The organism is Kiritimatiella glycovorans (genome assembly GCF_001017655.1).
In the GTDB taxonomy this organism is placed as follows: Bacteria; Verrucomicrobiota; Kiritimatiellia; order Kiritimatiellales; family Kiritimatiellaceae; genus Kiritimatiella; species Kiritimatiella glycovorans.
In genome coordinates, this window is record NZ_CP010904.1 from 869,830 (window position 1) to 894,068 (window position 24,239).

Sequence of the window (24,239 nt, forward strand, 5' to 3'; positions counted from 1 at the left end):
ACGGATGAAGTTCACGTTCTGGAAGAGCACGCTGGCCGGGCTGATGACGCTCTGTCTCGCCGCACCGACCGCCATTTCGGCGCCCGCCGAATCACCGGACCTGCTCAGGGAAACCGGCGCCGCGTTCAGTCGTATCGCCGAAGACGCCGTGGACGCGGTCGTCTTCGTGCAGGCGGAACGGACGGTGGAAGTGAATATGCCGCAGTTCCCGGAGCCGTTCGAATTTTTCTTCCGTTCGCCGTTTGAAGGACGCGGCGGACCGCAGCAGCAGCCCCGCTCCCGGGAGTACCGCCAGAGGGGACAGGGCAGCGGATTCATTATCACGGAGGACGGCTATATCCTTACGAATTCCCATGTGGTGAAGGACGCCGAGAGCATAACCGTGACCATGCGCGACGGCAGTGAGCTCGAAGCGGAACTGATCGGCGCCGATACCAAGACCGAAGTGGCGCTGATCAAGGTCGACGGAAAAGACCTCCCGGTACTCGAACTCGGCGACTCCGATGCCATCAGGATCGGTGAATGGGTGCTCGCCGTAGGCAGCCCCTTCGGCCTCACCGAAACCGTGACCGCGGGTATCGTCAGTGCCAAAGGCCGGAGCAACATGGGCATCACCGATTACGAGTATTTCATTCAGACCGATGCCGCGATCAATCCCGGCAATTCCGGCGGTCCGCTGCTGAACATCGACGGCGAGGTGGTCGGCATCAATACCGCGATCTACAGCCGCAGCGGCGGTTACATGGGCATCGGGTTCGCCGTGCCGATCAACATGGCCAAGATCGTCAAACAGCAGCTCATCGAGGAGGGCGAGGTCACCCGCAGCTACCTCGGGGTCTACATTCAGCCGGTCGACGAGACACTCGCGGAATCCTTCGGACTCGACGAGGCCCGCGGCATCCTGATCTCGCAGGTCGAAGAGGGGTCCGCGGCCGATGAGGCGGGCCTCGAGCAGGGCGACATCATCCTCGAATTCAACGGCCGGTCGGTCGAGGATATGGGGTCGTTCCGGAACGAGGTCGCCACCACGCCCCCCGGCACGACGATCGAGCTGCGCATCAACCGCGACGGCAGGATGAAAAAGGTCAAGGCGACCCTGCAGCGGCTCGAAGAAGAGGAAATGGCCGCGGCGGATACGGAGCAGATGGTGGAAGACCTCGGAATCGCCGTGACGGAACTGACCCCGGAAATGGCCGAGGAACTCGGATACGAGGATCTCGGTCGCGGCGTCGTGGTCGAACGCGTGGCCCAGGGAAGCCGGGCATGGCGCCACGGAATCCGGCGCGGACACCTCATCCTCGAGGTAAACCGTCAGCCAGTGGAAGGCGTGGGCGATTTCAAAAAGGCGCTGCGTCAGTCCGAGGAGAGCGGGCTCGTGCTCCTGCTGGTCCGCGGTCCGCGCGGCACGCGTTATGTCCCGCTGAAGCTCGAGGACTGAGGGTCCCGTGCGAGGAGGTAGAGCGCGAGGGCGCGATACAGGGCGGTGCACGTGAGGATCGCGCAGTGGAGGTGGTCGCCCGGGATGCCGTCCAGTTCGCCGAGCAGCATACGGGGATGGATGCGGAGGGCCTCGAGGACGGCGAGGCCCTCGGCCTTCGAACAGGCCAGCGAGCCGCAGGCGTAGGTCGCCGCGCAGCCGTCCGTCTCGAAGCGCGCCCGGCGGAGCACTCCCTCCGCGATGTCCAGGTCGATCGTCATCGCGTCGCCGCACGGCCCCTTCACCGTCGCCGTCGCCGACGGATCTTCGATCCGCCCGCACCAGTCGCGGACGCGCGCCCAGCGGATGTACCCGGAGTCCTCGTAGGGGGCGTCCGTGACCACCTCGTCCCGGCGTCCCGTCAGCACGGATTTGAATGCCCTGCTGAAGCTGTTCATGTCTCCCCCCTTAAAAGATGCGTTTCACCCATGAGCGCAGCGCGCCGGGGGCCTTTACGATCACCGCGGGCGTCTCGGTGCGGAACGCCACCTGCTCGGGAACCGACGGGCCGGTCATGCGGCGCAGCAGCGGTTCGCGCGTGCAGCCGATGACGATCAGGTCGTACTGCCGGCTCTCTTCGAGAAGGGTCTCCACGACATCCTGCCCGGAGCGGGTCAGGCATTGGACGCGCCGGGCGAACGGGCCGAGGCGTTTGTTCTGTTCGCCTACGAAGCTCTCCAGCGAAAAGGGGCGCCGTCCCGTATCGACCGTCATCGCCGTGATTTGGCCCTCCTCGGGGTCCGCCAGGATGGCGGCGATCTCGAGCGCGAAGGCGCTGTTGCCTCCGCCGGCCACGGGGACCAGGACGTTGCGGTAACGCTGGTCGCCGCAGTTCTTCATGACGACCACGCGGGAGGGGGAGCGCTCGATGACGGGATCGATGGTGCGTCCGAACGAGAACAGCCGGCGGCGCGGGCGTCCGTGCCAGCCCATGATCAGCATATCCGCCCGGTGCTGGCGCACGGCGCTCACCAGCCCGCGGGCGATGTTGCGGCAGTAGCGGATCGTCGTGCCTACGGGGAAGATCTGCGTCAGGTAGAGCATCGCCTCCACGATGCCCTCGCGGCCCTCGTCGGCGAAATTCGGCACGTCCCGCAGCGGCACGTAATCGGAGACGGGGATCATGTGGATCAGTTCCACCCGCGCCTCCCTGGCCTGGCAGATGCGGTACGTATTGCGCATCAGGGGCAGCACATTGTCGGGGTTGGCGACGCTGAGCATGATCCGGTATCCCTTGCCGGGCGGCGCCTTTTCCTCCTCGACCACGGTGATTTCCTCTTCCGTCCCCCGCGCGTGGGACCGGCCGTAGAACTCGTAGAAGAGCCAGCCGAGCAGAATCCAGGAGGGGGCCACGATCCAGGCCGCGTGACTCACATGGCGCAGGCCCGCCGCCAGAATGACCTGCGTAATGATGGCGGCGATGGGGAAAAAGGGAAACAGCGGCATGAGGTATCCGTAGGACAGCTCGTCGCCCATCTCCTGCCTTATGCGGATCGCGCACAGGTTCACGAGGAAAAACAGAAAGAGGAACATGATGCTGGCGCTGGAGGCGACGTCCATGGTGGGCAGGAACAGCGCCACCAGCAGCACGATGACGCCGGTGGCGCACAGGGCGAGGTAGGGCGTGCGCCGGCGGGCCGAGACGCGGGCGAGGGCGGGGGGGAGCATCCCGTCGCGGCCGAGCGCGTATGAGGCGCGCGTGGCGGAGTAAATCGTGGCGTTGAGCGCGGACGTCGCCGCGCAGATCACCGTCACCGTGACCAGCAGGTCGGCGAACGGCATCAGCCGGCTGACCGCCTCTCCGAATCCCCGCTCCCCGAACTGTGCGATCCACGCCCAGACGGGGGTCTCGCCGACCCCGGGCGAGCCGGCTTTGACGGCCACGACGGTCGCGAACCCGACGAGCACGTAGGTGAGGGTCACGAAAAAGACCGAGTAGAGCATCGCCTTGGGGATCGTACGTTTGGGGTCGATGGACTCGTCACCCGCCTGCGCAATCACTTCAAACCCCTCGAAGGCCACGTAGGTGAACCCCATGGTGAGCAGGATTTTAGACCAGCCCTCGGGGAGAAACGGATCGAAGTTCTGGAGCCGCGAAGGGTCTTTGAGCGCCACCCAGATCCCCGCGGCGCCGATAAAGAGGAGGATCGCCATCTGGCCGAGGGTGAAAAAGGCGCCCACCTTTCCGGTTTCGGATGCGCCCCGGAAATTGATGTAGAGGAAGAAGAGGACCGTGATCGCCGCCACGCCTTTGACTAGGAGCGGATGTTCGGACGACAGGCCCCCGAGCAGTCCGAGGGTCTCCAGGTAGCGGAGCAGGTAGATGGCGAGTGTGAGGGCGTAGACGCTGCCCGCGACACTGGACGCGAACCACTCCATCCAGCCGGCGATAAAGCTCGCGCGCCGCCCGAAGCCCAGGCGCGCGAAGTTGTACGCGCCCCCTGCGCGGGGGATCGCGGAGCTGAGTTCGGCATAGGACATGGCGCTGAACAGCGCCACTAGGCCGTTGAGCGCGAAGGTCAGCAGCACCGCGCCGGGGCCGGCCATTCGGATCGTATTGCCCACGCCCAGGAAGACCCCGGCCCCGATCATCATGCCGAGCCCCATCAGGGTGACGTGAAAGAGCTTCAGGTCGCGCGAGAGTTCGGAGGTCACGCCTCCCGGACGCTCACTCATCCCGGTCTCCCTTCTCGATCTCGCGCGCGGAAGCGAGCCCGCTGCCGGCGATGCGGTCGATGCGGCGCCGGCTCCACACCGTCAGCAGCGTCAGAAGTGTGATCGCCGCAGCCAGCACGCCCATTCCGATTAGCGTGTCCATGTGCATCCGATATTTATGGAGCAGTGGAAAAAAGCTGAAAAGCGCAAAAATCGGTTCCGATGACGGGGTGAGCGCAGCGAGGAGCCGACGGCCGCGGGGTAGCTCAGACCCGCTCGTCCCCTTCGCGGGTGCGGACCGAGAGATCGCCCGGCCGGCGGGTGACCAGACTGTCCGGAGGCACGCTCTTCACCAGGAACACGTTACCGCCGACGATCGATCGCGCGCCGATTACCGTTTCTCCGCCCAGGATGGTCGCGTTGGCGTAGATCACGACCTCGTCCTCCACGGTGGGGTGACGCTTGATATGCTTGACCGGGTGTCCCTCGGCATCCAGCGGGAAACTCTTCGCGCCGAGGGTGACCCCCTGGTAGAGCTTGACGCGCTCGCCGATCTCCGTGGTCTCACCGATCACGACCCCCGTTCCGTGGTCGATGAAGAAGCCGCGTCCGATCCGCGCGCCGGGATGGATGTCGATCCCGGAGTGGCCGTGCACATGTTCGCTCATGATCCGGGGAATCACGGGCACGCCCAGCCTGTACAGCTCGTGCGCGAGGCGGTGCGAGGTGATGGCCAGGACGCCGGGATACGAGAGCTTGACCTCCGCGTAGCTCAGTGCGGCGGGATCGCCGTTATAGGCCGCGCGGATGTCGTCGACCACCAGCTTCCGGACGTCCGGCAGGCGCTGCAGGAACTGCTCGAAAATCCCCGCGCTCCGGCGGCGGTCGGCGGTTTGCCGTTCGGCGCCCTCGCTGCGCGCGGCGGCGCCGAGCCATTGAAACGGGAGCGCCAGTTCGATCTCGGGCAGCAGCAGTTCGGAAGCGCTTCGCAGCTTCTCGGCAAAGAAGGGGGAGAGCACATGCCCGCGCCGGCCGGCTTCGAAACTGCGTCCCGGGAGCATCACGGTGATCAGAAGTTCCTGCGCCGCGATCACCTGGTCGGTGTTGGGGGCCGAAGCCATGACGCCGTCCGGGCGGTCCTCCACGCCGTGGGCGTACAGCGGCGCCAGATCCTCCGCGGCATGCGCGATGGATTGTTCGATCTCCTGCATGGCATCATCATTCATGAAGCCATGGTGAAAGCGCGGCGGGGCAAAGTCAAGCGGACTGGAAGATGGTCGGGGCGACTGGATTCGAACCAGCGACTTCTACAACCCCATTGTAGCGCTCTGCCAGGCTGAGCTACGCCCCGACCGGAAGCATGAAGCCCACCTTTGTAAGACAGCGGCGAATCCCGTTCAAGAAGATTTCCTCCGGCGTGTCCTCCGGCGATAGAGACGCTCCGTGAAGCCGCCCTCCCGCTCAAAGGCGGCTGCCTGTGCCCTGAGCTGCCGGTCCAGCAGATAGAGGCACACATTCAGCAGCGAGAGCGCCCCGTTCGCCGCGTAGACCGCGGCGAACTTCTCGCGCGACAGGGGGGACACGGACACACGGACGGTCACGGACTCACACTGACTCTCACGGAGAGGATCTCCGCTTCCGGACTGTCCCGTCCGTGATGGTTGCTGGTGGCCCGCGCTCGGAAACCGCATCTGGTCCTCACGGAGAGTTTCGGACTGTCCCGTCCGTGATGGTTGCTGGTGGCCCGCGCTCGGAAACCGCATCTGGTCCTCACGGAGAGTTTCGGACTGTCCCGTCCGTGATGGTTGCTGGTGGCCCGCGCTCGGAAACCGCATCTGGTCCTCACGGAGAGTTTCGGACTGTCCCGTCCGTGATGGTTGCTGGTGGCCCGCGCTCGGAAACCGCATCTGGTCCTCACGGAGAGTTTCGGACTGTCCCGTCCGTGATGGTTGCTGGTGGCCCGCGCTCGGCAACCGCATCTGGTCCTCACGGAGAGTTTCGGACTGTCCCGTCCGTGATGGTTGCTGGTGGCCCGCGCTCGGAAACCGCATCTGGTCCTCACGGAGAGTTTCGGACTGTCCCGTCCGTGGTGGTCTGTGTCTGTCCGTGACTGTCCGTGTGTCCGTGTCCCCCGTGTCTGTCCGTGTGTCCGTGTCCCCCGTCTCGCGCGTGGCTTCCTTCTTCCGCGCTCGTTTTTCTCTTTGCCATTCGTCCGCGATCCAGTCGCGGAATTCCTGCAGACTTGCGCACCGGAGATCCCTGAAGCGCAGCAGGGCGGGGTGGTCGGGCGGCCAGGCCGGAAGGTCCCGCTGACGGAGGAAGTCTTCGAAGTCGAGCTTGAGTTCCGCGAGACTTCCGCGCGCCACGCCCGTCAGCTTCAGCTCGCTCTTTTTCGACGTCGCGGAGTCCACGCTCCCTTCGGCGATGTTCTGCCGACCGCTTCGCGCGGCCTGGATCATCTGTTCGCGCATCCGGCGCTCCGGGCGCAGAAAACGGTCGCAGAAAAGCGTGGTGACATCATAAATGACCCCGGCGAGCCGGAAGGTCTTGAGCCGGCGGTAGCCGCCGTGCGCAGGGATTAAGGAATCATTCATGCCCGCGCGGCACAGCGGGACACAAAAAAGTTCGGCCCGGATAAGTCCGCGGTTAGTCTTCCGTGTTGAGCATCTTCCGCAACACGTATCGAAGCACGCCGCCGTGGCGGATGTATTCGCGCTCCAGGTCGGTGTCGACACGCGAGACCGCGGTAAAGCGGAGTTCCCCGCCGCCGGGCGGCCGGGCGACCACCTCGACGTCGCCGCCGGGTTTCAGGCGCGCCAGCCCTTCGATCGTGATCCGCTCCCGCCCGCTGAGTCCGAGCGTTTGCGCGGTTTCGCCCTCGCGGAACTGGAACGGTATGACGCCCATGCCTACGAGATTCGAGCGGTGAATGCGCTCGAAGCTCTCGGCGATCACGGCACGCACGCCGAGCAGCGCCGGGCCCTTGGCCGCCCAGTCGCGGGAGGATCCCGCCCCGTACATCTTGCCGGCCACGACCACCATCGGCCGCCCGTCGGCGCGGTAGCGCTCGGAGGCCTCAAAAATGCTGCACTCCTGCTCCGAACCGTCCCCGCCCAGGTATTTTGTCCACCCGCCCTCGCGCTCGACCAGTCGATTGCGAATACGGATGTTGGCGAACGTGCCGCGCATCATGACTTCGTGATTGCCGCGGCGCGAACCGAAGCTGTTGAAGTCGGCGTCGTCGACCCCGTGCCCGCGCAGGTACGCCGCCGCAGGGCCGTCTTTCGGGATTTCGCCCGCGGGCGAGATGTGGTCGGTGGTGATGAAATCCCCCAGCAGCGCGAGGATCGCCGCTTCGCGTACATCGTCGAGTTTTCCGGCAGGCTGCCCGCAGCCTTCAAAGAACGGCGGTTCGCGCACGTAGGTGGAATCGGCTTCCCATTCGAAGACCGCGCCCCCGGGCGCCGCGAGACGATTCCACTCCGGATTGACCCGGTCCTGATCGCCGTATTGCGCGCGGTACGACGCAGGATCGGCGGTCATCGGACGGTATTGCGCGAGTTCTTCTTCAGTGAACCAAAGGTCGCGCAGGTAGACCGGCTGCCCGTCGCGGTCGTGGCCGACCGGTTCTGCGCTCAGATCGATGTCCACCCGTCCCGCGAGCGCATAGGCGATCACCAGCGGGGGGGAGCAGAGATAATTGGCCCGCGTGAGAGGCGAGACGCGTCCCTCGAAATTGCGGTTGCCCGAGAGGACGGCGGCCACGTTCAGTCCGTGCTCGCGTACGGCCTGGTCGACGGCGGCGGGGCAGGGGCCGCTGTTGCCGATGCACGTCGCGCAGCCGTAGGCGGCGACCTGGAAGCCGAGCGCATCGAAGGCGTCCATCAGGCCGGCCTTTTCGAGGTAATCGCGGACCACGCGCGAGCCGGGCGCAAACGAGGTGCGCGTATAGTACGGGGGGCGCAGACCGCGTTCCGCCGCCTTGCGGGCGACGAGTGCGGCGCCGATCATCAGGTCCGGGTTGGAGGTGTTGGTGCAGCTCGTTACGGAGGCGATAATCACCGCGCCGTCCCGCAGCGTTCCGTAGTCGGGCACGTCCGCTTCGCGGGGTCCGGACTCCCGGCCGAAGTCTTCCCCGAACTCTTCCGGCAGCCCGGAAAGGGTCATCTGTTCGTGCGGCTTGCGCGGACCCGCGATCGCGGATTCCACCTCGCCGAGATCAAGTTCCAGCGTGTCGTCGTAACCGGGTGCGGCGGCACCGGGCTCGCGCCACAGTCCCTGCGCCCGGCAGTATTGCTCGACCAGTTCGCAGTGTTCCTCCGTACGGCCGGTCTCGCGCAGGTATTCGATCGTGCGGCCGTCCACCGGGAAGAACCCCGTCGTCGCCCCGTATTCAGGCGCCATGTTCGCCACCGGACAGCGGTCCGCGAGACTCAGCGCCTCCACCCCGTCGCCGAAGAATTCGACGAAGTGTCCGACGACCCCTTTTTCGCGCAGCATGCGCACGACGGTCAGCGCCAGGTCGGTTGCCGTGACCCCCTCGCGCAGACGGCCGGTGAACCGGAAACCGACCACCCGGGGCGAGAGCATCGGCATCGGCTGGCCCAGCAGTGCGGCCTCGGCCTCGATGCCGCCCACGCCCCAGCCGAGTACGCCCAGGCAGTTGATCGTGGTCGTGTGTGAATCCGTGCCGACGAGCGTGTCCGGGCAGGCCAGCCCGTCTTCGCGCACCGAGACGACATCGGCGAGGTGTTCCATGTTCACCTGGTGGCAGATGCCGAGGCCGGGCGGGAGCACGTTGAGCGTGTCAAAGGCGTTCTGTCCCCACTTGAGAAAGCGATACCGCTCCGCGTTGCGGCGGAATTCGATCTCCATGTTGTGCTGCAGCGCGCAGGCGGTGCCGGTTTCGTCGAGCTGCACGGAGTGGTCGATGACGAGATCGGTGCGCAGCATGGGTTCGATGCGGGCGGGGTCGGCGCCGGCGCGGGTGGAGGCGGAACGCAGCGCCGCGAGGTCGACGACGCAGGGTACGCCGGTGAAATCCTGCAGCAGGATACGTCCGGGCAGAAACGGGAGTTCGCTGCGCGTCCCGCCCGGGGTCCAGGCGGACAGTGCGTCGAGATGTGCCGGCGCGAACCCCGGTTCGCCCTGACGGCGGGCGACGGATTCGAGCAGGATGCGTACGGAATAGGGGAGACCGTCCAGATCTATTCCGGCCGATTCGGCCAGGACCGGCAGACTCATGTAGTCCACTTGGCGTCCCGTCGAGAGCGTCAGGGTTTCACGGGGGTGTTTCAGGTTTTGCGCCATAGCTCTCTCCTCCGGTACATTGTCGTGCAAAGCGGAAGAGTGTACGCAAAAGCCCGCTTAAGGCAAAGGAATCCCTCGGGCTTCGAGCCCGGCCCGCTCCGGAATCAGTCTCCCGTCCAGCAGTACGTGCAGAGGCGCTCGCGGGGCAGGCCGACGGCCTCGACCAGGTCCTCAAGGCGCTGGTAGCGCAGCGAGGTGAGATTGAGGCGCCTGCGGATCGTGTCGATCATCGCCCGGTGAGCCTCGCCGTCCGGGTCCACGTAAGCGGACGGATCGCCGTCCTCACGGCCCTCGAGTTCTATCATCGCCTTGCGCGTGGCGAGGTCGAGTTCGGGCTTCGAACGGGAGAAGTTCAGATAAGGGCAGCCGAAGAGGAGCGGGGGGCAGGCCGCGCGCATGTGAAGTTCGCGCGCGCCGTAATCGCTGTACAGCCGGGCCAGCGTATCCTGCAGCTGTGTGCCCCGTACGATCGAATCCTCGCAGAAGAGCAGACGCCGGTTTTCGATCAGCGAACGTATCGGGATCAGCTTCATGCGCGCGACCAGATCGCGCACCTGCTGGTCCTGGGGCATGAAGCTGCGCGGCCAGGTCGGGGTGTACTTGACGAACGGCCGCGAATAGGGGGTCCCGGATTGATTGCTGTACCCGACGGCATGCCCGGTCCCCGAGTCGGGAATCCCGCAGACGGAATCGATGTCCGCATCGTCGCGCCGCGCCAGCGCGCGGCCGCAGCGATAGCGGGTTTGTTCGACGTTGATGCCCGCGTAGGACGAGGCGGGGTAGCCGTAATAGACCCAGAGAAAAGTGCAGATCTGCTCCCTGTCGCCGGGCGGCATCAGCGTCTCGGCGCCTTCGGGCGTGCAGCGGACGACTTCACCGGGGCCGAGGTCGCGTACCGTCTCGAATCCCAGGTTGGGGAAGGCACAGGTCTCAAGCGTTACCGCCATCGTGTCCTTGCGGGCGCCGAGAATGACGGGGGTGCGTCCGAGACGGTCGCGTGCGGCATACAGCGCGTCGCGGGTCAGCAGCAGGATGGAAGCCGATCCCTCCACCCGCTCCTGGGCATGACGCAGCCCCTCTGCAAACGTCGCGCCGCGGTTGATGAGCATCGCAATGATTTCGGTGGGATTGATGTGCTGGCCGCTCATCTCGCTGAAATGCGTCCCGCGGTCCATCGCCTCCCGGCGGAGTTCGTCGATATTGCACACCGCGCCGACGGTGGCGATCGCGTAATTGCCGAGATGGGAGCCGATGATCAGCGGCTGATCTTCGAAGTCGCTGATCACTCCGATCGCACTGCGCCCTTCGAGTTCCGCGAGTTCATGGTCGAACTTCGACCGGAACGGGCTGTTGGTGATGTCGTGGATGCTGTGTACCAGCCCGGCGTGATTGCTTACGGCCATGCCGCCGCGAAGCGTGCCCAGATGAGAATGATAGTCCGTGCCGAAAAAGACGTCGCGTACGCATTCATGCTTCGACGTCACCCCGAAAAAACCGCTCATGCGCCTCCCCCATCCTGATTTCTGAAACTGTGAGCGCTACGTTAGCGACTCGCGTCGTTCGTGTCGAGGGAGTCAGCAGTTCTCATTATGGCCGCATTCCGACCGCGGACGGCGTGGCAGCCGTCCCTCCCGAGTCGATATCCGACGCATTTTCGGGCACTGGGAGGGTCGGGTGCCACCCCGACCGAAAAGGGTGAAGCCATAATGAGAATCGCTGCGAGGGAGTGGATGAGGGGACTGTCAGAGTCAGGGAGAGCGGGAAGCCCGAGATGCGGAATCGGTGTAAGGGCGAATCGAAATCGAACCGCCATCCCGGGAAAATGGTACGCCCGCCGGGAGTCGAACCCAGATCTTCGGCTCCGGAGGCCGGCGTTCTATCCATTGAACTACGGGCGCACACTGAAAACCGGAATCCGCGTTTATCCTAAAACGGGCCTCTGAATGCACGAAAAAAATGGAAGTTCAATCATGCCCTCTCTCCCGATCTCTTCTGAGCCCCCTTGCGGCTCTATTCGACGGTTACGCTCTTCGCGAGGTTGCGCGGCTTATCGATGTCGGTCCCGCGGGCCTGGGCGGCGTAGTAGGCGAGGAGCTGGAGGGCGACGACGTTGATCACGGGCGAAAGCTCGTCGAGGGTGGGCGGTACGGCGATCAGGTCTTCCGCCAGGCGCGACGCATTTTCGTCCCCTTCGGTGACCAGCGCGATGATCCGCCCGTTGCGGGCTTCGACCTCCTTGAGGTTGGAGACGACCTTGTCGTACACCTCGTCGCGCGTTTGCGTGCATATGCAGATTACGGGGAGATATTCGTTAATCAGCGCGATCGGGCCGTGCTTCATCTCGCCCGCGGCGTAGCCCTCGGCATGCTGGTAGGAGATCTCCTTGTTTTTCAGCGCGCCCTCGAGCGCCGTCGGGTAATTGAATTTGCGCCCGAGATACAGCGAGCTGGCGCCGTCGTGATGTTTCTCGGCGATCGCCCTGATTGCATCCTGGCGTTCGAGCACGTAGTGGATCGCGTCCGGAATGCGGCGGAGGGCCTCGACCAGCTCCGCGCTGCGCTCGGGCTCGACTTCATCCCGGAGCCGGGCGGCATACAGGGCGAGCAGGATGAAGGCGGTCTGCTGGGCGGTGTAGGCCTTGGTCGAGGCGACCCCGATCTCGAGGCCGGCGTCGGTGAAGAGGACGCCGTCGCTTTCACGCACGATGCTGCTGCCGGGCACGTTGCAGATCGAAAGCACGGGGCAGCCGATTTCGCGCGCCATCCGGATCGAGGCGAGGGTGTCGGCGGTTTCTCCGGACTGGGAGACGGCGATCACGAGGGTGTCGCCGGAGATTTTGGGATTGCGGTAGCGGAATTCGCTGGCGAGGTCGGTTTCCACGGCGAGACCGGTCAGGTTCTCGAGCAGCAGGCGGCCGTACATGCCGGCATGATAGGCCGTGCCGCAGGCCACGATCATGATCCGGTCGAGGGTGCGGAAAAACTCGCGGTCCCAGGGGAGGTCGGCCAGTTCGATCCGGCCGGCCGCGTCGAGATGGCGGTCGAGAAGACCGCGGATCACGCGCGGCTGTTCGTGGATCTCCTTGAGCATGAAGGTTTCGAACCCGGCCTTTTCCGCATCTTCAGAGCGCAGCTCGACCTTTTTGCGGTCCTCTTCCACCGGCTCCCCGTCGAGTGTTTCAATGGCGATGCCGTGCTCCGGATGCAGGGTGGCGATCTGGCCCTCGTCGAGATAGATCACCTCGTCGATGCGGTTGAGAATCGCGGGCACATCGCTGGCGAGGTAGTACTCGCCCTTTGCGCGGCCGATGCCGATGATCAGCGGACTTCCCTGGCGCGCGGCGTACACGGTCTGGGGGTCCTCGGCGGCGACCACCCCCAGCGCGTAGGCGCCGCGTGCTCGCTGCAGGGCTGCACGCAGGGCTTCGCGGAACGATTCGTGCCGCGGGCGCTCATCTTCGATGAGATGGGGGAGGACTTCCGTGTCGGTTTCGGAGAGAAAAACGTGGCCCTCAGCCTCGAGTTCCCGGCGCAGTTGCAGGTAGTTCTCGATGATCCCGTTATGCACCACCGCGATAGAGCCGTCGCCGCTGAGGTGGGGGTGGGCATTGAGTTCGGAGGGGTCGCCGTGCGTCGCCCATCGGGTGTGGGCGATGCCGGGGCTGCCGTCTACGGGCCGGGCGCGGCAGGCTTCCTCCAGACCCGCAAGACGCCCGGGCGTTTTGCGGGTCTGGATGCGCCCGCCCGAAAGGACCGCCAGGCCCGCCGAATCGTAGCCGCGGTATTCCAGCCTGCGCAGTCCCTCGAGCAGGACGGGGGTGACGTGATCGACTCCGGTACAACCGATGATTCCACACATAAAAAACCTCCGCCGGAGAATGTATCCGGCGGAGGCGGCTGATAAAGCAAAAAATTCAGCTCAGGGGTTCATGACCTGATGCGTCAGGGCCGCATTGTTGGTGGGATTGCGCACGTCGAACAGACGCGTAAACGCTTCCTCTTTCAGGTCCTGATCCAACAGCGCGTAGGACTGACCGCCCTTGGTCACGAAACAGAGCGCATCCGCGCCGAACGGCTGCTTGAAGTCCGCGTTATCTCCCATAAGCTCGCGGGGATTCACGTCGTTGGCCGCGGAGAGGGTGTCGATGCCGAGGTTTCGCGTGAAAAACAGCGGGGCCGTTTCGGGCAGGCTGATATTATTGGCCGAGTTCTCCACGGCGCTCCAGGCATTGTAGTTCCCCGTGTCGTCGGTCTGGCCGCCGCCGCTGCGGAATTCCTGCAGGTCTTCCGCCACCGGAACGCCCGGTGCGGCGAAATAGGAGACCGAGACATTCAGCACATTGCTCTCGACCATGTCGGCGAAATAATCGGTGCTCGAGGACCAGTCGTCGGGATTGGGCCAGATCGCGGCGGTGGTCGTGTAAATGCTCTTGGTCTGCTGGGCGACGAGTGCCTGGTGCAGGCCGCGGCCGTTGGTGGCGACTTTCAGCGCCTTACCGCGAAGCAGCGCGTCCTGAATGGCGGGCATGAGAATCGAAGCGAGAATACCGATGATCGCGATGACGACCAGCAGCTCAACAAGCGTAAAACCGCGTTTCCCGATAATGCGACGGAACATTTTCATCCTAACCTCTCCTTGGCCTGTGAACCCCACCTGCGAGAATCCCCTGCAACCCATACAGCAGCGGGACGCAATGCGAGTCATGGAACCAGAAATCGACTGAACTGTCCACATAAAAAATAAATGTAAGACCGTTTTGAATACTGCATAACTCTATTATTGCGCCTGGCTGGCCGCCGGCCGGCGTGTTGCGGAGGCCAGACCCCTCGTCGATGTTCAGCGTTCGTCACGATGACGGCTTTGCTCCTGCGGCGAGGGCCGAGAAGGCAGAGACACAGGCAAACCCAGCCAGAGCGGGATGGGCGCTACCCAGGAACCCGAGAAAGCCCAGAAATCCAAGGAAGCCGAGACAGGCCTTCTTCCTGGAATCAACAGGGATCATCACCCTTGACTCGTCAAAGGGGATCAGGACGAGCAGCGAGGCCAGCGAAAGAACCGAGAGCATCGCGAGCTTCGCGAGATCGATCAAGCTTTGCGGCGGCTGTAATCCTTACGCAGCAGAGCGGTGGTCCCGATAGCGGAGCCAGTTTTTTCGAACTTTAAGTCAGCATCAGGTCTCCCGCTTCCAGCGAGTATTCTGCCACATCTCCGGCGAGTTGTCCATAGCCTGCGGCTCGCCAGCCCCTGGTCGTCCGTGCGCAGTGAACGTTTGATTTGTTTGCCACCCCGTTTGATGATGGCGTACTATCTGCCCGACACGTCAGAGGTGATCGGTTCAGGGATGGACGTGACAGGGTTATATCGAAATAACGATATACCTAACAACTTAACAACTAACAACTAACAACTTATAACTCATCACCCCGGTAGCTCAGTGGATAGAGCAACGGACTTCTAATCCGTAGGTCGTGCGTTCGAATCGCACCCGGGGTACCAGATCGTATTCCGGCCGGAGCGGAGGATCAGTGCCGCTGGCGGAGCAGTACCTTGAGCGGGTGCCGACCGTTCGCGTCCGGTCTCGGGTCCCGCCAGATCACGTATACCCCCCGCTCCGCGGCGGTAATCTCGTCTTCGTCGACCTCGTTGTCGCGGTCGATGTCGCGAACGCTGCGGGCGGCGGCGAGAATCGTGAAGAGGTTCTGGCGGACGGAGATCAGCCGGGCGAAACGACCCGTCAGGGTGTCGGCGGCGCGTTTGGAATGCACGCCGGTCGCGCGGTACAGGTCCTCGTATTCAAAGGCGCGCAGGCGCCCGAATAGATTGCTGGCGCTCCCCGAGGTCCCGGCCGCGACCCAGGCTTCGGCGATCCGGCCAGCGGTCTGCTCGTCCACTTGAAGCGGGTATTCGTACGACCAGCGGTCGCGGCTGGGGTGGTAGGAACAGCCGGCGACGCCTCCGAACGTCGCCTCCCTCAGGGCGGCGGCGAAAACCTCAGGATAGGGTGTGCAGGCGTGCACTCGACCCCGGCCGCGTGCGGGTTCCGTCGTACCGGTTTCTTCAGGAGGTACGACCCGGAAGTACTCGAAGACCGGAAAGGCGCCGGTGCCGATCAGCGGCACCGTATGCCATGGGCGTTCGGGATCATAAACGAACCCTCCGATCTCCGCCGCGCTTTCCATCACCGGCCCGCGCACGTCGCCCGGCCCGCAGCGGAACGAAGGCTTGAAGCTCATGGACCGGTCGGCATGCGTGCCCGGCGTCTCATGGACACGACCGAGGGTGTGACGGCCCTCCGTCCGCTTCCACTGCCGGGAGAGGTCCCAGTTCAGCCGCGGGTCGCGGGCCTGATAAGCGACGGTCTTTTCCGTGCCGGGTTCCGTCGCGACCAGGGAGTGGAGAGGACAGGCAAGCCGCGCCGCATGCCGTCCTGCCAGGGCCCCGAACGCCGCGTCGACAATTCCGTCCCCCTGAAGAAGCAACAGCCGGTCGATGACCAGGGTCCGGTCACCGGAAAACCCGTCGGTCGATCCCAGTTCAAGAGGCAGGGAAGCGGTCACGCAGGGTCGGCCGCTTCCCCATCCCTCGAATGCGCCGGCGGCGGTGCGCAGAGGCGTCGACACAGAACACGGGTCCGTCGTCCCGCCCTCCGTATAGAGTTGTAGTTCCGCACGCAAAGGCGGCGGATCGCCGCCCGCGGGCTCATAGCACCCCGTGTAGTCGCGCTCGAAGGGGTAATGCAATTCGATCTCGATCGTGAGCCGGCACACCGACGGTCCGTTGGATGCGATGCACCGGCTCCGGAATACCAGTTCGTTGAGCATCGGACGATGAAATACGGGCGCAAACAGCCAGGCCTTTTCGCCGGGTGAGGAAAGAGCTTCGTCCATCGGCTGGGGAGGCAGGGCGCGGACGGCGTCGAGCTGGTAATGTACGAGCTGACGCGCGAGCAGATCGGCGGCGAGGTCGAGGTCCAGGCCCGGGCGCGGGCGCCCGCGTTCAAGCATCGCCCGGAAGGCGCGCCGGACCTGCGCTTCGCCGTCGTCCGCGGCCAGCCAGGCCGCGCAGCGTGATCGCTCCGGGGTCCGGGTCCGGGGCGTGCGCCGCTGGTCGAGCACGGCGGCGCACGAGGCATAACACCCGTTGGTGGGAAAAAGCGAAAACGCCGCCAGATAAGGAGCGGCGGGCCAGTCCCACGCCCGTGCGCCGTCGAGCGCCGCCCGCACTTCGGCGGTACTCTCGAATCGCCGCCACGGAAAAGCGCGCGCCTCCAGCAGCCGGTCGCGCGCTTTTCCCGAAGGCAGCCGGATTTCTCCCGCAAACCGACCCGACGCACGCGGCCGCCTGTGCACGGCGTTCAGGTCCAGGCATCCGGAGCAGTCGTACGCCGCCCACGCGGTCTGTCCGACGAGTTCTCCTCCGGCATATTGAGGAGTCCATCCGGCGGGGCCGGGATACGGGAGGATTTCCGGCACGTGATCCATCTCGGGCGCCATGCCGAGCCGGGCGTCTCCCGCGCCTCCCGAAACCCAGAGTTCGAAATCCGGAAAATAGATCTCCCCCGCGGTCATGTGTGTGTCGATCGCCGTCCACGCATCCGCCAGCGCGGTTTCGAGCAGGTGATACGCCCGCTCGTATTCGAGGGCGGCATGGCCGGCCAGTCGCCCGGTGCGCGTGATGGAACTGAATGACACGGCCAGCACGCTCACGAGCGCGAGACAGGAGAGCACGAGAAGCAGCGCGATGCCTGCACGCGATGGCCGCCTTTCCCGTCCTCCGCCCGGGGATGGCCCCAGAACGCGGAATGACCGGGAACGCGTGGACATTCCCTGACCTGTTGCGCCGGAGGGTTCAGGCGGGATGAGCGGCGGGTGAGAATACTGTGATTCGGCGGCCCCCTTGTGCAAACCGCCGGGCCCCGGGGCAGGGCGTTCGCCGGATCACCGCCGGTCATGGCCCGCCCCTGCGCACGTGTCAAAAAAGATTTCGCTCCGGATCCGTCCCGTCCCGCCGCGATGCCGGGTGCAGCCTGCTTTTCACGCGGAAACGCGGATGATAAAATCAGCCCAGGCAAGGAGGAGGGAGATCGTCCGCGATGAAACACACACGCGAGATCATGATGGAGCGTCACCTCAAAGGCCGCGGGATACGTCATCCCGCCGTGCTGCGGGCGATGGAGGAGACTGCGCGGGAGGCGTTTGTCTCGGACGAACTGCACGGCCGGGCCTACGACGACCGTCCCCTGCCGATCGGAAACGGGCAGACCATCTCGCAGCCCTACATCGTGGCGTACATGACCGAGCAGCTCGACCCGAACCCCGGTGACCGGGTACTGGAAATCGGAGCGGGTTCCGGTTACCAGGCGGCGGTGCTGGCCCGCATCGTGCGCGAGGTGATTACGGTGGAGATCATACCCTCGCTCGCCGAACAGGCCCGGGAAACTCTCGCGAAGCTCGGGATCACCAACGTCACCGTGCACGAGGGCGACGGGAACGAGGGGTGGATCGAAGAGGCGCCGTACGACGGGATCATCGCGACCGCCGCGCCGGAACGCATCCCCCCGGCACTCAGGGAGCAGCTTGCGCGGGGCGGGCGGATGATCCTGCCCGTGGGACCGGCGGGGGGCATTCAGGTGCTGAAACTGCTTCGCCGCGATGAACGCGGTGCGCTGCACGAGCGGGAACTGCTGGAGGTGCGGTTCGTGCCCATGACCCGCTGAGCCCTGATTATCGCCGAAATCTCTCCGCGAGCGAGTCGGCGAGCGAGTAGAGCACGGGAACCAGGACAAGCGTCAGGACGGTCGAGACCGCGAGACCGAAGATGACGGCGATCGCCATCGGCGCCCAGAACGACGACGTCGCTCCGCCCTCCACGAGCATCGGCGGGAAGCGGTGTACCTCGAAACTGTAGCCGACCGCCATCGGGATCAGGCCGAGGATCGTCGTCGCCGCGGTCAGCAGCACCGGACGCAGCCGGAGCGTGCCCGCGCGCACGATCGCTTCGGTGACCGGCTTTTCGCTGCGCTGCTGGTTGATGCAGTCGATCAGCACGATCGCGTTGTTCACCACGATCCCGGCCAGGCTTATGATGCCCACGCCGGTCATGATAATGCTGAAGTACTCGCGGGTGATCAGCAGCCCCCAGCACACGCCGATCGTGGAGAGGGCCACGGTCAGCATGATGATGAACGGGAGCACGGCGGAGTTGAACTGAATGACGAGGATAACGACGATACCGGCGAGCGCCATGCCGAAAGCCTTGCTGAGAAACGCGCCGGATTCCTGCTGATCCTCTTTCTCCCCGGTGTACCGCACGGAGTAGCCCGACGGGAAATTCATGTCGTCGACGATCGGAATGATGTCCTGCAGGATCGCCTCGGATTCGCGGCCCTCGTTCTCGCCCGTGATGGTGATCACGCGGTCGAGGTCCTTGCGCCGGATGATTCCCTGGCCCGCGGTATACTCGAAGCGCCCGAGCGAACTGAGCGGCACGGGAGGGCGATCGGGGCGCGGGACGTAGATCCGGTCGAGGTAGTCGAACGCATCGCGCTGGTCCTCGGGCATGCGCACGGTGATTTCGTATTCGTCCTCGTCCGCGCGGAATTCATTTCGCAGCTCGATCCCGTAGAGCGAGGAACGCAGGAACGTGCCCACGCCGCGCGTATCCAGCTCCAGCAGCCGGGCGCGCTGGCGGTCCACCCGAAACCGGAATTCGGGCAGCGCGTCCTCGTAGTCCATGCGCAGGTCGACCAGCCCGGGCACGCTGGAGATACGGCGCCGGACGTCGCGCGCCAGGCTGGATAGCAGGTCGAGGTCTTCCCCGGAGAGTTCGATGCTGACCGGCGGCTCGCGCGGCGGCCCGGCCTGCTCGCCCGTGACCTTGAGGTCCATCCCGGGAGCCCTGGGGATCCGTCCGCGAATGCGGTCGACGAGCAGGTTCGTGTCCGTCGTCCGCTCCTCCTCGTCCACGAACTCGATGTAGAGCGAGCCGAGGTGGGTGCCCTCACTCTCGCCGCCGATCACCTCGCCCGTGCCCTGGCCGGCATTGGACAGAATGAACTCGATGTCGGGCAGATCCTTCACCAGCCCTTCAATCCTGCGCAGGGTGGCGTCGGTCTTCTCGATCTGCGTCCCCTCGGGGTACTTGACCTCCACCTGCGCGAAGCGCGGCTCGACATCCGGGAAGAGGATGATCCCGCGGCCGTAGCGTTCGTAGAGCTGGACGCTGAGCACGAGGAAGAGCAGCCCCGTCACGACCACCGGCGCACGGCAGCGCAGCGCCTTGCGGAGCAGATGTTCGTAGCCCAGCACGAACGGATGTCGCCGGGCCTCCTGATGCGGGTCGCGCCGCCCGTCGGCCTTGATGAACACCGAGCAGACGGCGGGATTGATGATCAGCGCCACGAACAGCGAGGACGCCAGGGTGATGATCAGCGTCTGCGGCATGAACTTCATGAACTCGCCGATGATGTCCGGCCAGAAGAGCAGGGGGGAGAACGCCGCCAGCGTGGTCAGGGTCGACGTCGCCACCGGCCAGGCCACCTCCGACGCGCCCCGCCGTGCGGCCTCGAGCCGCGAGAGGCCCTCGCAGTGCAGGCGGTAGATGTTTTCGACGATGACGATGCCGTTGTCGACCAGCATGCCCACGGCGAGGATCAGCGCAAAGAGCACCACCATGTTGAGCGTCAGCCCGAGCAGCGCCATGATCATGAACGTGAGCAGCATCGACATGGGGATGGCCGCGCCGACGAAGACGCTGTTGCGCCCGCCCATGAACAGGCACAGCACGATGATCACCAGCAGAAAGCCGGAGCCGATATTGTTCTCCAGTTCGCTGAGCATGTCGTGGATGTGCTCGGAGTCGTCCTGCACCACCGTGACCTCGAGGTCGGGGGGCAGCGTGTAGGTCTCCAGTACGTGCTGGACTTCTTCGATAAGCCCGACGGTATTCTCGCCGGCGCGCTTGGTGATCTCGATCGAGACCGCGGGCTTCCCGTTGAGCCGTGCGATGGAGGTGCGGTCCTTGTAGGTATCGCGGACCTCCGCGATGTCGTGCAGAAAGACGGGCCGCCCGCGCACGGTCTTCAAGATGAGTTCTTCGATCCGTGAAGGCAGCTCGAACTCTCCCGGGACGCGGACCTGGAACTTGTGACCGGCGACCTCCAGGTTGCCGGCGGAGATGGTGACGTTCTCGCCTTCGATGCGCTCGAAGACCGTACCGATGCCGACCCCCAAAACCGCCATCCGGGCCGGATCGAACTCGACGCGGATCTCGCGCTCCCGCGCGCCGGTGATCCGCGCCTCGTGCAGCGCGGGAATGCGCTCCAGTTCCTCCTGCAGGTGTTCCGCCACGCTCTTCAGACGCGCGAGATCGTCGTCGCCCGAGAGCGCGAAACGCATCACCGGCACATCCGTACTGAGATTGAACCCCTCCACGACCGGTTCGTCCAGATCGTCGGGAAGATCCGGCCGGGCGAGGTCGATCTTGTCCTTCACCCGCTGGATCGCGGTGTCGATATCCACGTCGGGCAGGAACTCGATCACGATCGTCGAGACGCTGTCGGCGGAGACGGACTGGATCTCCTTCACGTTGCCCAGCTCGTCGAGCTTCTTTTCGACCGGGATGGTGATCAGGTCCTCCATGTCGGCCGGGGCCGTACCTTCGTAGACGGCGGTGACGAAGACCTGCGAGATGGTGATATCCGGATAGCCCTCGCGGGGGAGGGTCACGTAACTGACCGCTCCGAGCGCGACGAGCACGACGATGAAGACGAACACCGCCGTCCGGAACTTGATGGCGTAATTGGAGAGGATCATGGGACCTTTTCCGTGGACGGCGGTGCGTTGGTCCGGGTGACGCGGACGGGCTGGCCGTCGGACAGGGTGCGGTGGCCCTCGACGGCGACGAGCGCGCCGTCGGGTATGCCGGTGGTGATCAGTGCGTAGCGGTCCGAGGTGGCCTCGACCCGCACGCGGCTCCGCCGCGCGATCTCATCTTCGATCAGATAGACGATGTGTTCCCCCTGGGAGGGGATGACCGCGGTCAGCGGCAGGAGCGCGGTGTCCGGGAGCGTTCCGCGCACGAAGCCGATTTCGGCGATCATTCCGCCGCGCAGGGTTTCGGTCGGTTCACGGATGGTGCACTCCACCCTATACGCGTGGTGGTCATCACTCATCTGTTCGGCGACGAAATCCACACGCGCCGTGTAGACCGTGTCTCCGAGAGAGGAGATGCGGAAGGTCACGGGTTCGCCATTCCGCACCGCGGGCACATCGCGTTCGGGGACATCGAACACGAGCTTCATCGGCCGGTTGTCGAGCACCCGGAAGAGCGGGGTGCCCGGCGAGACGTATTCGCCTTTCTCCACCATCCGGTCATTGACGAAGCCGTCGAAGGGGGCGGCGACCCGGCACTGGTCGACGCGCGTTTTCGCTTCCTGCAGCGCGGCGGCCGCTTCATCGTGCGCGCGTTCCGCGCGGTCGAGCTGCTCTTCCGAGACGGCGCCGGTTGTGCGCAGCTCGCGGGTGCGTTCCAGGGTGCGGCCCGTCTCGCGCTCCGCGGCTTCCGCGCGCATCAGCGCCGCGCGCTGAATACGGTCGTCGATCTGCAGCAGCAGGTCCCCGCGCTTCACCCGGTCCCCGCGATCGACCCTGAGTTTCGTGATCGTACCCGCCTGCTCGGCCGCCAGCACGGCGTCGGCGTCGGGCATGACCACGCCCGGGAGCGGGGCGCGGTCGGGGGCCTCCTGCAGCCGTACCGGCATGACGGCCACGCTCGCCGGGTCGGGTTTCACGGGCGGCGGGGCCGCTTCCTCGGGCTGGAAGATGGAAAGCAGGGCGATGAGCACTGCAATCGCGACGGGCACGCCCCAGAGCAGCCGCTGTTTATTCTTCGGATTCATCGGAACGCTCCTTGCGGGTAAGTCCTGCGGCGTAGCGGAGCCGCGCTTCGGCATCGGCGTAATCGCGCAGCGCCTCGACATGCTGGAGCCGGGCGGTGCTGAGGTCGAGATTCGCCTGCGTGTATTCGAGCTGGGTGCCGCGGCCGGCGCGGTAGCGCGTACGGGCGATCTCGAGGGCGCGTTCGGCGCGGGTGACGTTCTTTGCGGTGCTGTCGATGAGCGACTCGGCGCGCTTGAGTTCGAGCCACTGGGTCCGCACCTCGAGTTCGACCTGCCGGCGCAGGTCGCGCAGGGTATCTTCGGCTTTGGTGACTTCGAGTCTGCGCTGCGCGATCCGCGCGCGACGGCTCAACCCCGTGAAGATCGGCCACTCGGCCGAAAGCGTCAGCGTCCAGCTGTCCTCCCATCCCCCGCGGTCGGACAGGAAGAAAGAATAGGGATCGGGCTTCTGGAACAGGTAGTTTCCGCCGGCCGTGATCTCCGGGAAGTACTCGCTGCGGGCGTGGGCCACATCGGCCTCGCGCAGGCGGATCGTGTCCTCCTGACGCCGCAGCTCGGGCCGCCGAGCGTCGATTCCGGAGAGCAGTTCGTGATACTCGTAGGGGAACGGCCGGTAGGCGAGTTCGCCCCGGAGCCGGAACGTTTCGGGTTCCAGATACACGAGATCGCGGAACCGCCGCTTCGCCGTCTCGAGCCGGTTGCGCGCATCGATCAGCGCCGGGCGTTCGTTGGCCAGCCGTACTTCGGCGCTGAGCTGATCGAATTCCGAGGCGGCGCCCGCGCGATAGGCGGCGGTGGCGTCTTCGACAAAATCGCGCAGCGTGGCGACGGACTGTTCCCGGACCTCCACCTGTTCGCGGGCGAGCAGCACGCCGTGGAACCCGAGCCGGATGTCGCGGATCAGCGAGGCGCGGGAGAGGTCGACGCCGTCGGAAACCAGTCCGCGGTAGGCCCGGGCCGCGCGCACGGCGGAGCGGACCCGCCCGCCGGCGAACAGGAGCTGTTCCAGCCGGCCGCTGACCGTCCGGTTTTCCCGGCCGGCGAGGGTGGCCTCGTCCAGGCGTTCATACTGTGCGGAGAGCGAGGCCTGCGGCAGGGCGGCGGCCCGCGCCTCGGTGATCCCCGCCTCGGCGATTTCGACATCGCGCCGTGCGTTGCGCATCCGGATCGCCTGTTCCAGCCCGAGGTCGATGCACTCCTCGAGCGTGTAGACCGGCGCATGAGTGTCTGCCGCGCGGGCGGTGTACGCTGTGGCCAGGAGGACCGCGATGACCCCCAGGCGCTTCACTGGTCCTCCAGGGTGCGGGCCATGAGCCGGGTGTAGGTTTCGCGCTCCTCGGCATTGAGCGGACGGAAGATCTCTTTGATGCTCTCGCGCTGCTCATCGAAGATCTTCTCCACTGTCCGACGGCCCTTCGCCGTGAGCTTCAGATGCACTACGCGCCGGTCCTCGCGGCTGCGCTCGCGCACGATATACTTCGCGTGTACGAGCCGGTCGATCAGCTCGGAAGCCGAGGAGAAGCTGAGATTCAGATGCTCCGCCAGACTGTGCACGGGGCAGGGGGCCTGTTTGTGGAGATGATAGAGGGCCCAGAACTGCGGCAGTGAGAGATCGCCGCGGGCGACCGCGTGGCGCGTACGCCGCATCATCAGCAGATGCATCTCCGGCATCAGCTCAATCATGCGTTCCGCGAAGGTGTCGATTGATAAACCCATATCCGAATAATTCGTATAGCGAACTAATGATCCGGTGTCAAGCGCCGTCGCTGAACGGACCCTCCTCATCGGAGCCATCCTTGAAATCCGTAGTTGAATCCCGCCACGGCGATGACGAATCATATTTCAAACTCGACATGATGTTTCGCAATGTATAGAGAAAGAGAAAGGTGTGGCACGGGA

Annotated in this window: 17 protein-coding genes, 3 tRNA genes and 1 pseudogene; 3 read left to right on the top strand and 18 right to left on the bottom strand. The window is 65.1% G+C overall.

What is annotated here, in order from left to right:
- The first annotated feature begins 4 nt into the window (after window positions 1-4).
- Window positions 5-1,438 carry a DegQ family serine endoprotease gene (locus L21SP4_RS03670; protein ID WP_052881390.1) on the top strand — a complete coding sequence of 478 codons (1,434 nt, stop codon included), beginning with the start codon at window positions 5-7 and terminating at the stop codon, window positions 1,436-1,438.
- Here the strand turns inward: L21SP4_RS03670 and L21SP4_RS03675 are convergent.
- The 13 genes and pseudogenes from L21SP4_RS03675 to L21SP4_RS03725 form a co-directional block, all read right to left on the bottom strand.
- A complete protein-coding gene (locus L21SP4_RS03675; RefSeq protein ID WP_052881391.1) occupies window positions 1,411-1,875 on the bottom strand; it encodes an iron-sulfur cluster assembly scaffold protein in 465 nt (154 codons plus the stop codon). The genes L21SP4_RS03670 and L21SP4_RS03675 overlap by 28 nt on opposite strands.
- 10 nt (window positions 1,876-1,885) lie before the next feature.
- Window positions 1,886-4,153 (bottom strand): amino acid permease, encoded by a 2,268-nt coding sequence (locus L21SP4_RS03680; RefSeq protein ID WP_052881392.1) that lies wholly within the window; start codon window positions 4,151-4,153, stop codon window positions 1,886-1,888.
- Window positions 4,146-4,295 carry a hypothetical protein gene (locus L21SP4_RS13065; RefSeq protein WP_160300657.1) on the bottom strand — a complete coding sequence of 50 codons (150 nt, stop codon included), beginning with the start codon at window positions 4,293-4,295 and terminating at the stop codon, window positions 4,146-4,148. Before L21SP4_RS13065 ends, L21SP4_RS03680 begins: the two co-directional genes overlap by 8 nt.
- Window positions 4,296-4,398: 103 nt before the next feature.
- Window positions 4,399-5,343 carry a serine O-acetyltransferase EpsC gene (gene epsC, locus L21SP4_RS03685; RefSeq protein WP_052881393.1) on the bottom strand — a complete coding sequence of 315 codons (945 nt, stop codon included), beginning with the start codon at window positions 5,341-5,343 and terminating at the stop codon, window positions 4,399-4,401.
- 63 nt (window positions 5,344-5,406) lie between these two features.
- Window positions 5,407-5,483, bottom strand: a tRNA-Pro gene (locus L21SP4_RS03690).
- A gap of 46 nt (window positions 5,484-5,529) precedes the next feature.
- A complete protein-coding gene (locus L21SP4_RS13265) occupies window positions 5,530-5,733 on the bottom strand; it encodes a four helix bundle suffix domain-containing protein (RefSeq protein WP_236682497.1) in 204 nt (67 codons plus the stop codon).
- Between the two features lie 795 nt (window positions 5,734-6,528).
- Window positions 6,529-6,726 (bottom strand): annotated as a pseudogene (locus L21SP4_RS13460) (four helix bundle suffix domain-containing protein); the annotation flags it as partial.
- A 52-nt stretch (window positions 6,727-6,778) separates the two neighbouring features.
- The gene (gene acnA / locus L21SP4_RS03700; protein ID WP_052881395.1) at window positions 6,779-9,442 is read right to left on the bottom strand and encodes an aconitate hydratase AcnA; all 2,664 of its coding nucleotides are present in this window, start codon (window positions 9,440-9,442) and stop codon (window positions 6,779-6,781) included.
- A 104-nt stretch (window positions 9,443-9,546) separates the two neighbouring features.
- Window positions 9,547-10,944 (bottom strand): amidophosphoribosyltransferase, encoded by a 1,398-nt coding sequence (locus L21SP4_RS03705; RefSeq protein WP_052881396.1) that lies wholly within the window; start codon window positions 10,942-10,944, stop codon window positions 9,547-9,549.
- 321 nt (window positions 10,945-11,265) lie between these two features.
- Window positions 11,266-11,340: transfer RNA gene (locus L21SP4_RS03710), tRNA-Arg, on the bottom strand.
- A 112-nt stretch (window positions 11,341-11,452) separates the two neighbouring features.
- The gene (gene glmS, locus L21SP4_RS03715; RefSeq protein ID WP_052881397.1) at window positions 11,453-13,300 is read right to left on the bottom strand and encodes a glutamine--fructose-6-phosphate transaminase (isomerizing); all 1,848 of its coding nucleotides are present in this window, start codon (window positions 13,298-13,300) and stop codon (window positions 11,453-11,455) included.
- A 60-nt stretch (window positions 13,301-13,360) separates the two neighbouring features.
- Window positions 13,361-14,065 carry a type II secretion system protein gene (locus L21SP4_RS03720; RefSeq protein WP_052881398.1) on the bottom strand — a complete coding sequence of 235 codons (705 nt, stop codon included), beginning with the start codon at window positions 14,063-14,065 and terminating at the stop codon, window positions 13,361-13,363.
- Window positions 14,066-14,288: 223 nt separating this feature from the next.
- Window positions 14,289-14,531 carry a hypothetical protein gene (locus L21SP4_RS03725; protein WP_052881399.1) on the bottom strand — a complete coding sequence of 81 codons (243 nt, stop codon included), beginning with the start codon at window positions 14,529-14,531 and terminating at the stop codon, window positions 14,289-14,291.
- Window positions 14,532-14,862: 331 nt separating this feature from the next.
- Here L21SP4_RS03725 and L21SP4_RS03730 point away from each other — a divergent pair.
- Window positions 14,863-14,938: transfer RNA gene (locus tag L21SP4_RS03730), tRNA-Arg, on the top strand.
- Window positions 14,939-14,964: 26 nt separating this feature from the next.
- Here the strand turns inward: L21SP4_RS03730 and L21SP4_RS03735 are convergent.
- A complete protein-coding gene (locus L21SP4_RS03735) occupies window positions 14,965-17,169 on the bottom strand; it encodes a hypothetical protein (protein WP_052881400.1) in 2,205 nt (734 codons plus the stop codon).
- Window positions 17,170-17,534: 365 nt separating this feature from the next.
- Here L21SP4_RS03735 and L21SP4_RS03740 point away from each other — a divergent pair, with 365 nt between their 5' ends.
- Window positions 17,535-18,158 (top strand): protein-L-isoaspartate(D-aspartate) O-methyltransferase, encoded by a 624-nt coding sequence (locus L21SP4_RS03740; protein ID WP_052881401.1) that lies wholly within the window; start codon window positions 17,535-17,537, stop codon window positions 18,156-18,158.
- Window positions 18,159-18,165: 7 nt separating this feature from the next.
- Here the strand turns inward: L21SP4_RS03740 and L21SP4_RS03745 are convergent, their stop codons facing one another.
- The 4 genes from L21SP4_RS03745 to L21SP4_RS03760 are packed head-to-tail and all read right to left on the bottom strand — an operon-like array spanning window position 18,166 to window position 24,056.
- Window positions 18,166-21,255, bottom strand: a complete 3,090-nt coding sequence (locus L21SP4_RS03745; protein WP_052881402.1) for an efflux RND transporter permease subunit — start codon at window positions 21,253-21,255, stop codon at window positions 18,166-18,168.
- Window positions 21,252-22,340, bottom strand: coding sequence for an efflux RND transporter periplasmic adaptor subunit (locus L21SP4_RS03750; RefSeq protein ID WP_052881403.1), 1,089 nt, complete (start codon window positions 22,338-22,340; stop codon window positions 21,252-21,254). The genes L21SP4_RS03745 and L21SP4_RS03750 overlap by 4 nt, the downstream gene beginning before the upstream one ends.
- Complete coding sequence (locus tag L21SP4_RS03755; RefSeq protein WP_052881404.1) at window positions 22,324-23,628, bottom strand: TolC family protein; 1,305 nt, start codon at window positions 23,626-23,628, stop codon at window positions 22,324-22,326. The genes L21SP4_RS03750 and L21SP4_RS03755 overlap by 17 nt, the downstream gene beginning before the upstream one ends.
- A complete protein-coding gene (locus tag L21SP4_RS03760; RefSeq protein ID WP_052881405.1) occupies window positions 23,625-24,056 on the bottom strand; it encodes a MarR family winged helix-turn-helix transcriptional regulator in 432 nt (143 codons plus the stop codon). The genes L21SP4_RS03755 and L21SP4_RS03760 overlap by 4 nt, the downstream gene beginning before the upstream one ends.
- Window positions 24,057-24,239: the final 183 nt, after the last annotated feature.

Bases quoted from the DNA above. Each gene is read 5' to 3' on its own strand.
- L21SP4_RS03720 (WP_052881398.1), bottom strand. From the start codon at position 14,065: ATGAAAATGTTCCGTCGCATTATCGGGAAACGCGGTTTTACGCTTGTT.
- L21SP4_RS03745 (WP_052881402.1), bottom strand. From the start codon at position 21,255: ATGATCCTCTCCAATTACGCCATCAAGTTCCGGACGGCGGTGTTCGTC.
- L21SP4_RS03680 (WP_052881392.1), bottom strand. From the start codon at position 4,153: ATGAGTGAGCGTCCGGGAGGCGTGACCTCCGAACTCTCGCGCGACCTG.
- L21SP4_RS03675 (WP_052881391.1), bottom strand. From the start codon at position 1,875: ATGAACAGCTTCAGCAGGGCATTCAAATCCGTGCTGACGGGACGCCGG.
- acnA (WP_052881395.1), bottom strand. From the start codon at position 9,442: ATGGCGCAAAACCTGAAACACCCCCGTGAAACCCTGACGCTCTCGACG.
- L21SP4_RS03750 (WP_052881403.1), bottom strand. From the start codon at position 22,340: ATGAATCCGAAGAATAAACAGCGGCTGCTCTGGGGCGTGCCCGTCGCG.
- L21SP4_RS03705 (WP_052881396.1), bottom strand. From the start codon at position 10,944: ATGAGCGGTTTTTTCGGGGTGACGTCGAAGCATGAATGCGTACGCGAC.
- L21SP4_RS03740 (WP_052881401.1), top strand. From the start codon at position 17,535: ATGAAACACACACGCGAGATCATGATGGAGCGTCACCTCAAAGGCCGC.
- L21SP4_RS03670 (WP_052881390.1), top strand. From the start codon at position 5: ATGAAGTTCACGTTCTGGAAGAGCACGCTGGCCGGGCTGATGACGCTC.
- L21SP4_RS13065 (WP_160300657.1), bottom strand. From the start codon at position 4,295: ATGGACACGCTAATCGGAATGGGCGTGCTGGCTGCGGCGATCACACTT.
- glmS (WP_052881397.1), bottom strand. From the start codon at position 13,300: ATGTGTGGAATCATCGGTTGTACCGGAGTCGATCACGTCACCCCCGTC.
- epsC (WP_052881393.1), bottom strand. From the start codon at position 5,343: ATGCAGGAGATCGAACAATCCATCGCGCATGCCGCGGAGGATCTGGCG.
- L21SP4_RS03760 (WP_052881405.1), bottom strand. From the start codon at position 24,056: ATGGGTTTATCAATCGACACCTTCGCGGAACGCATGATTGAGCTGATG.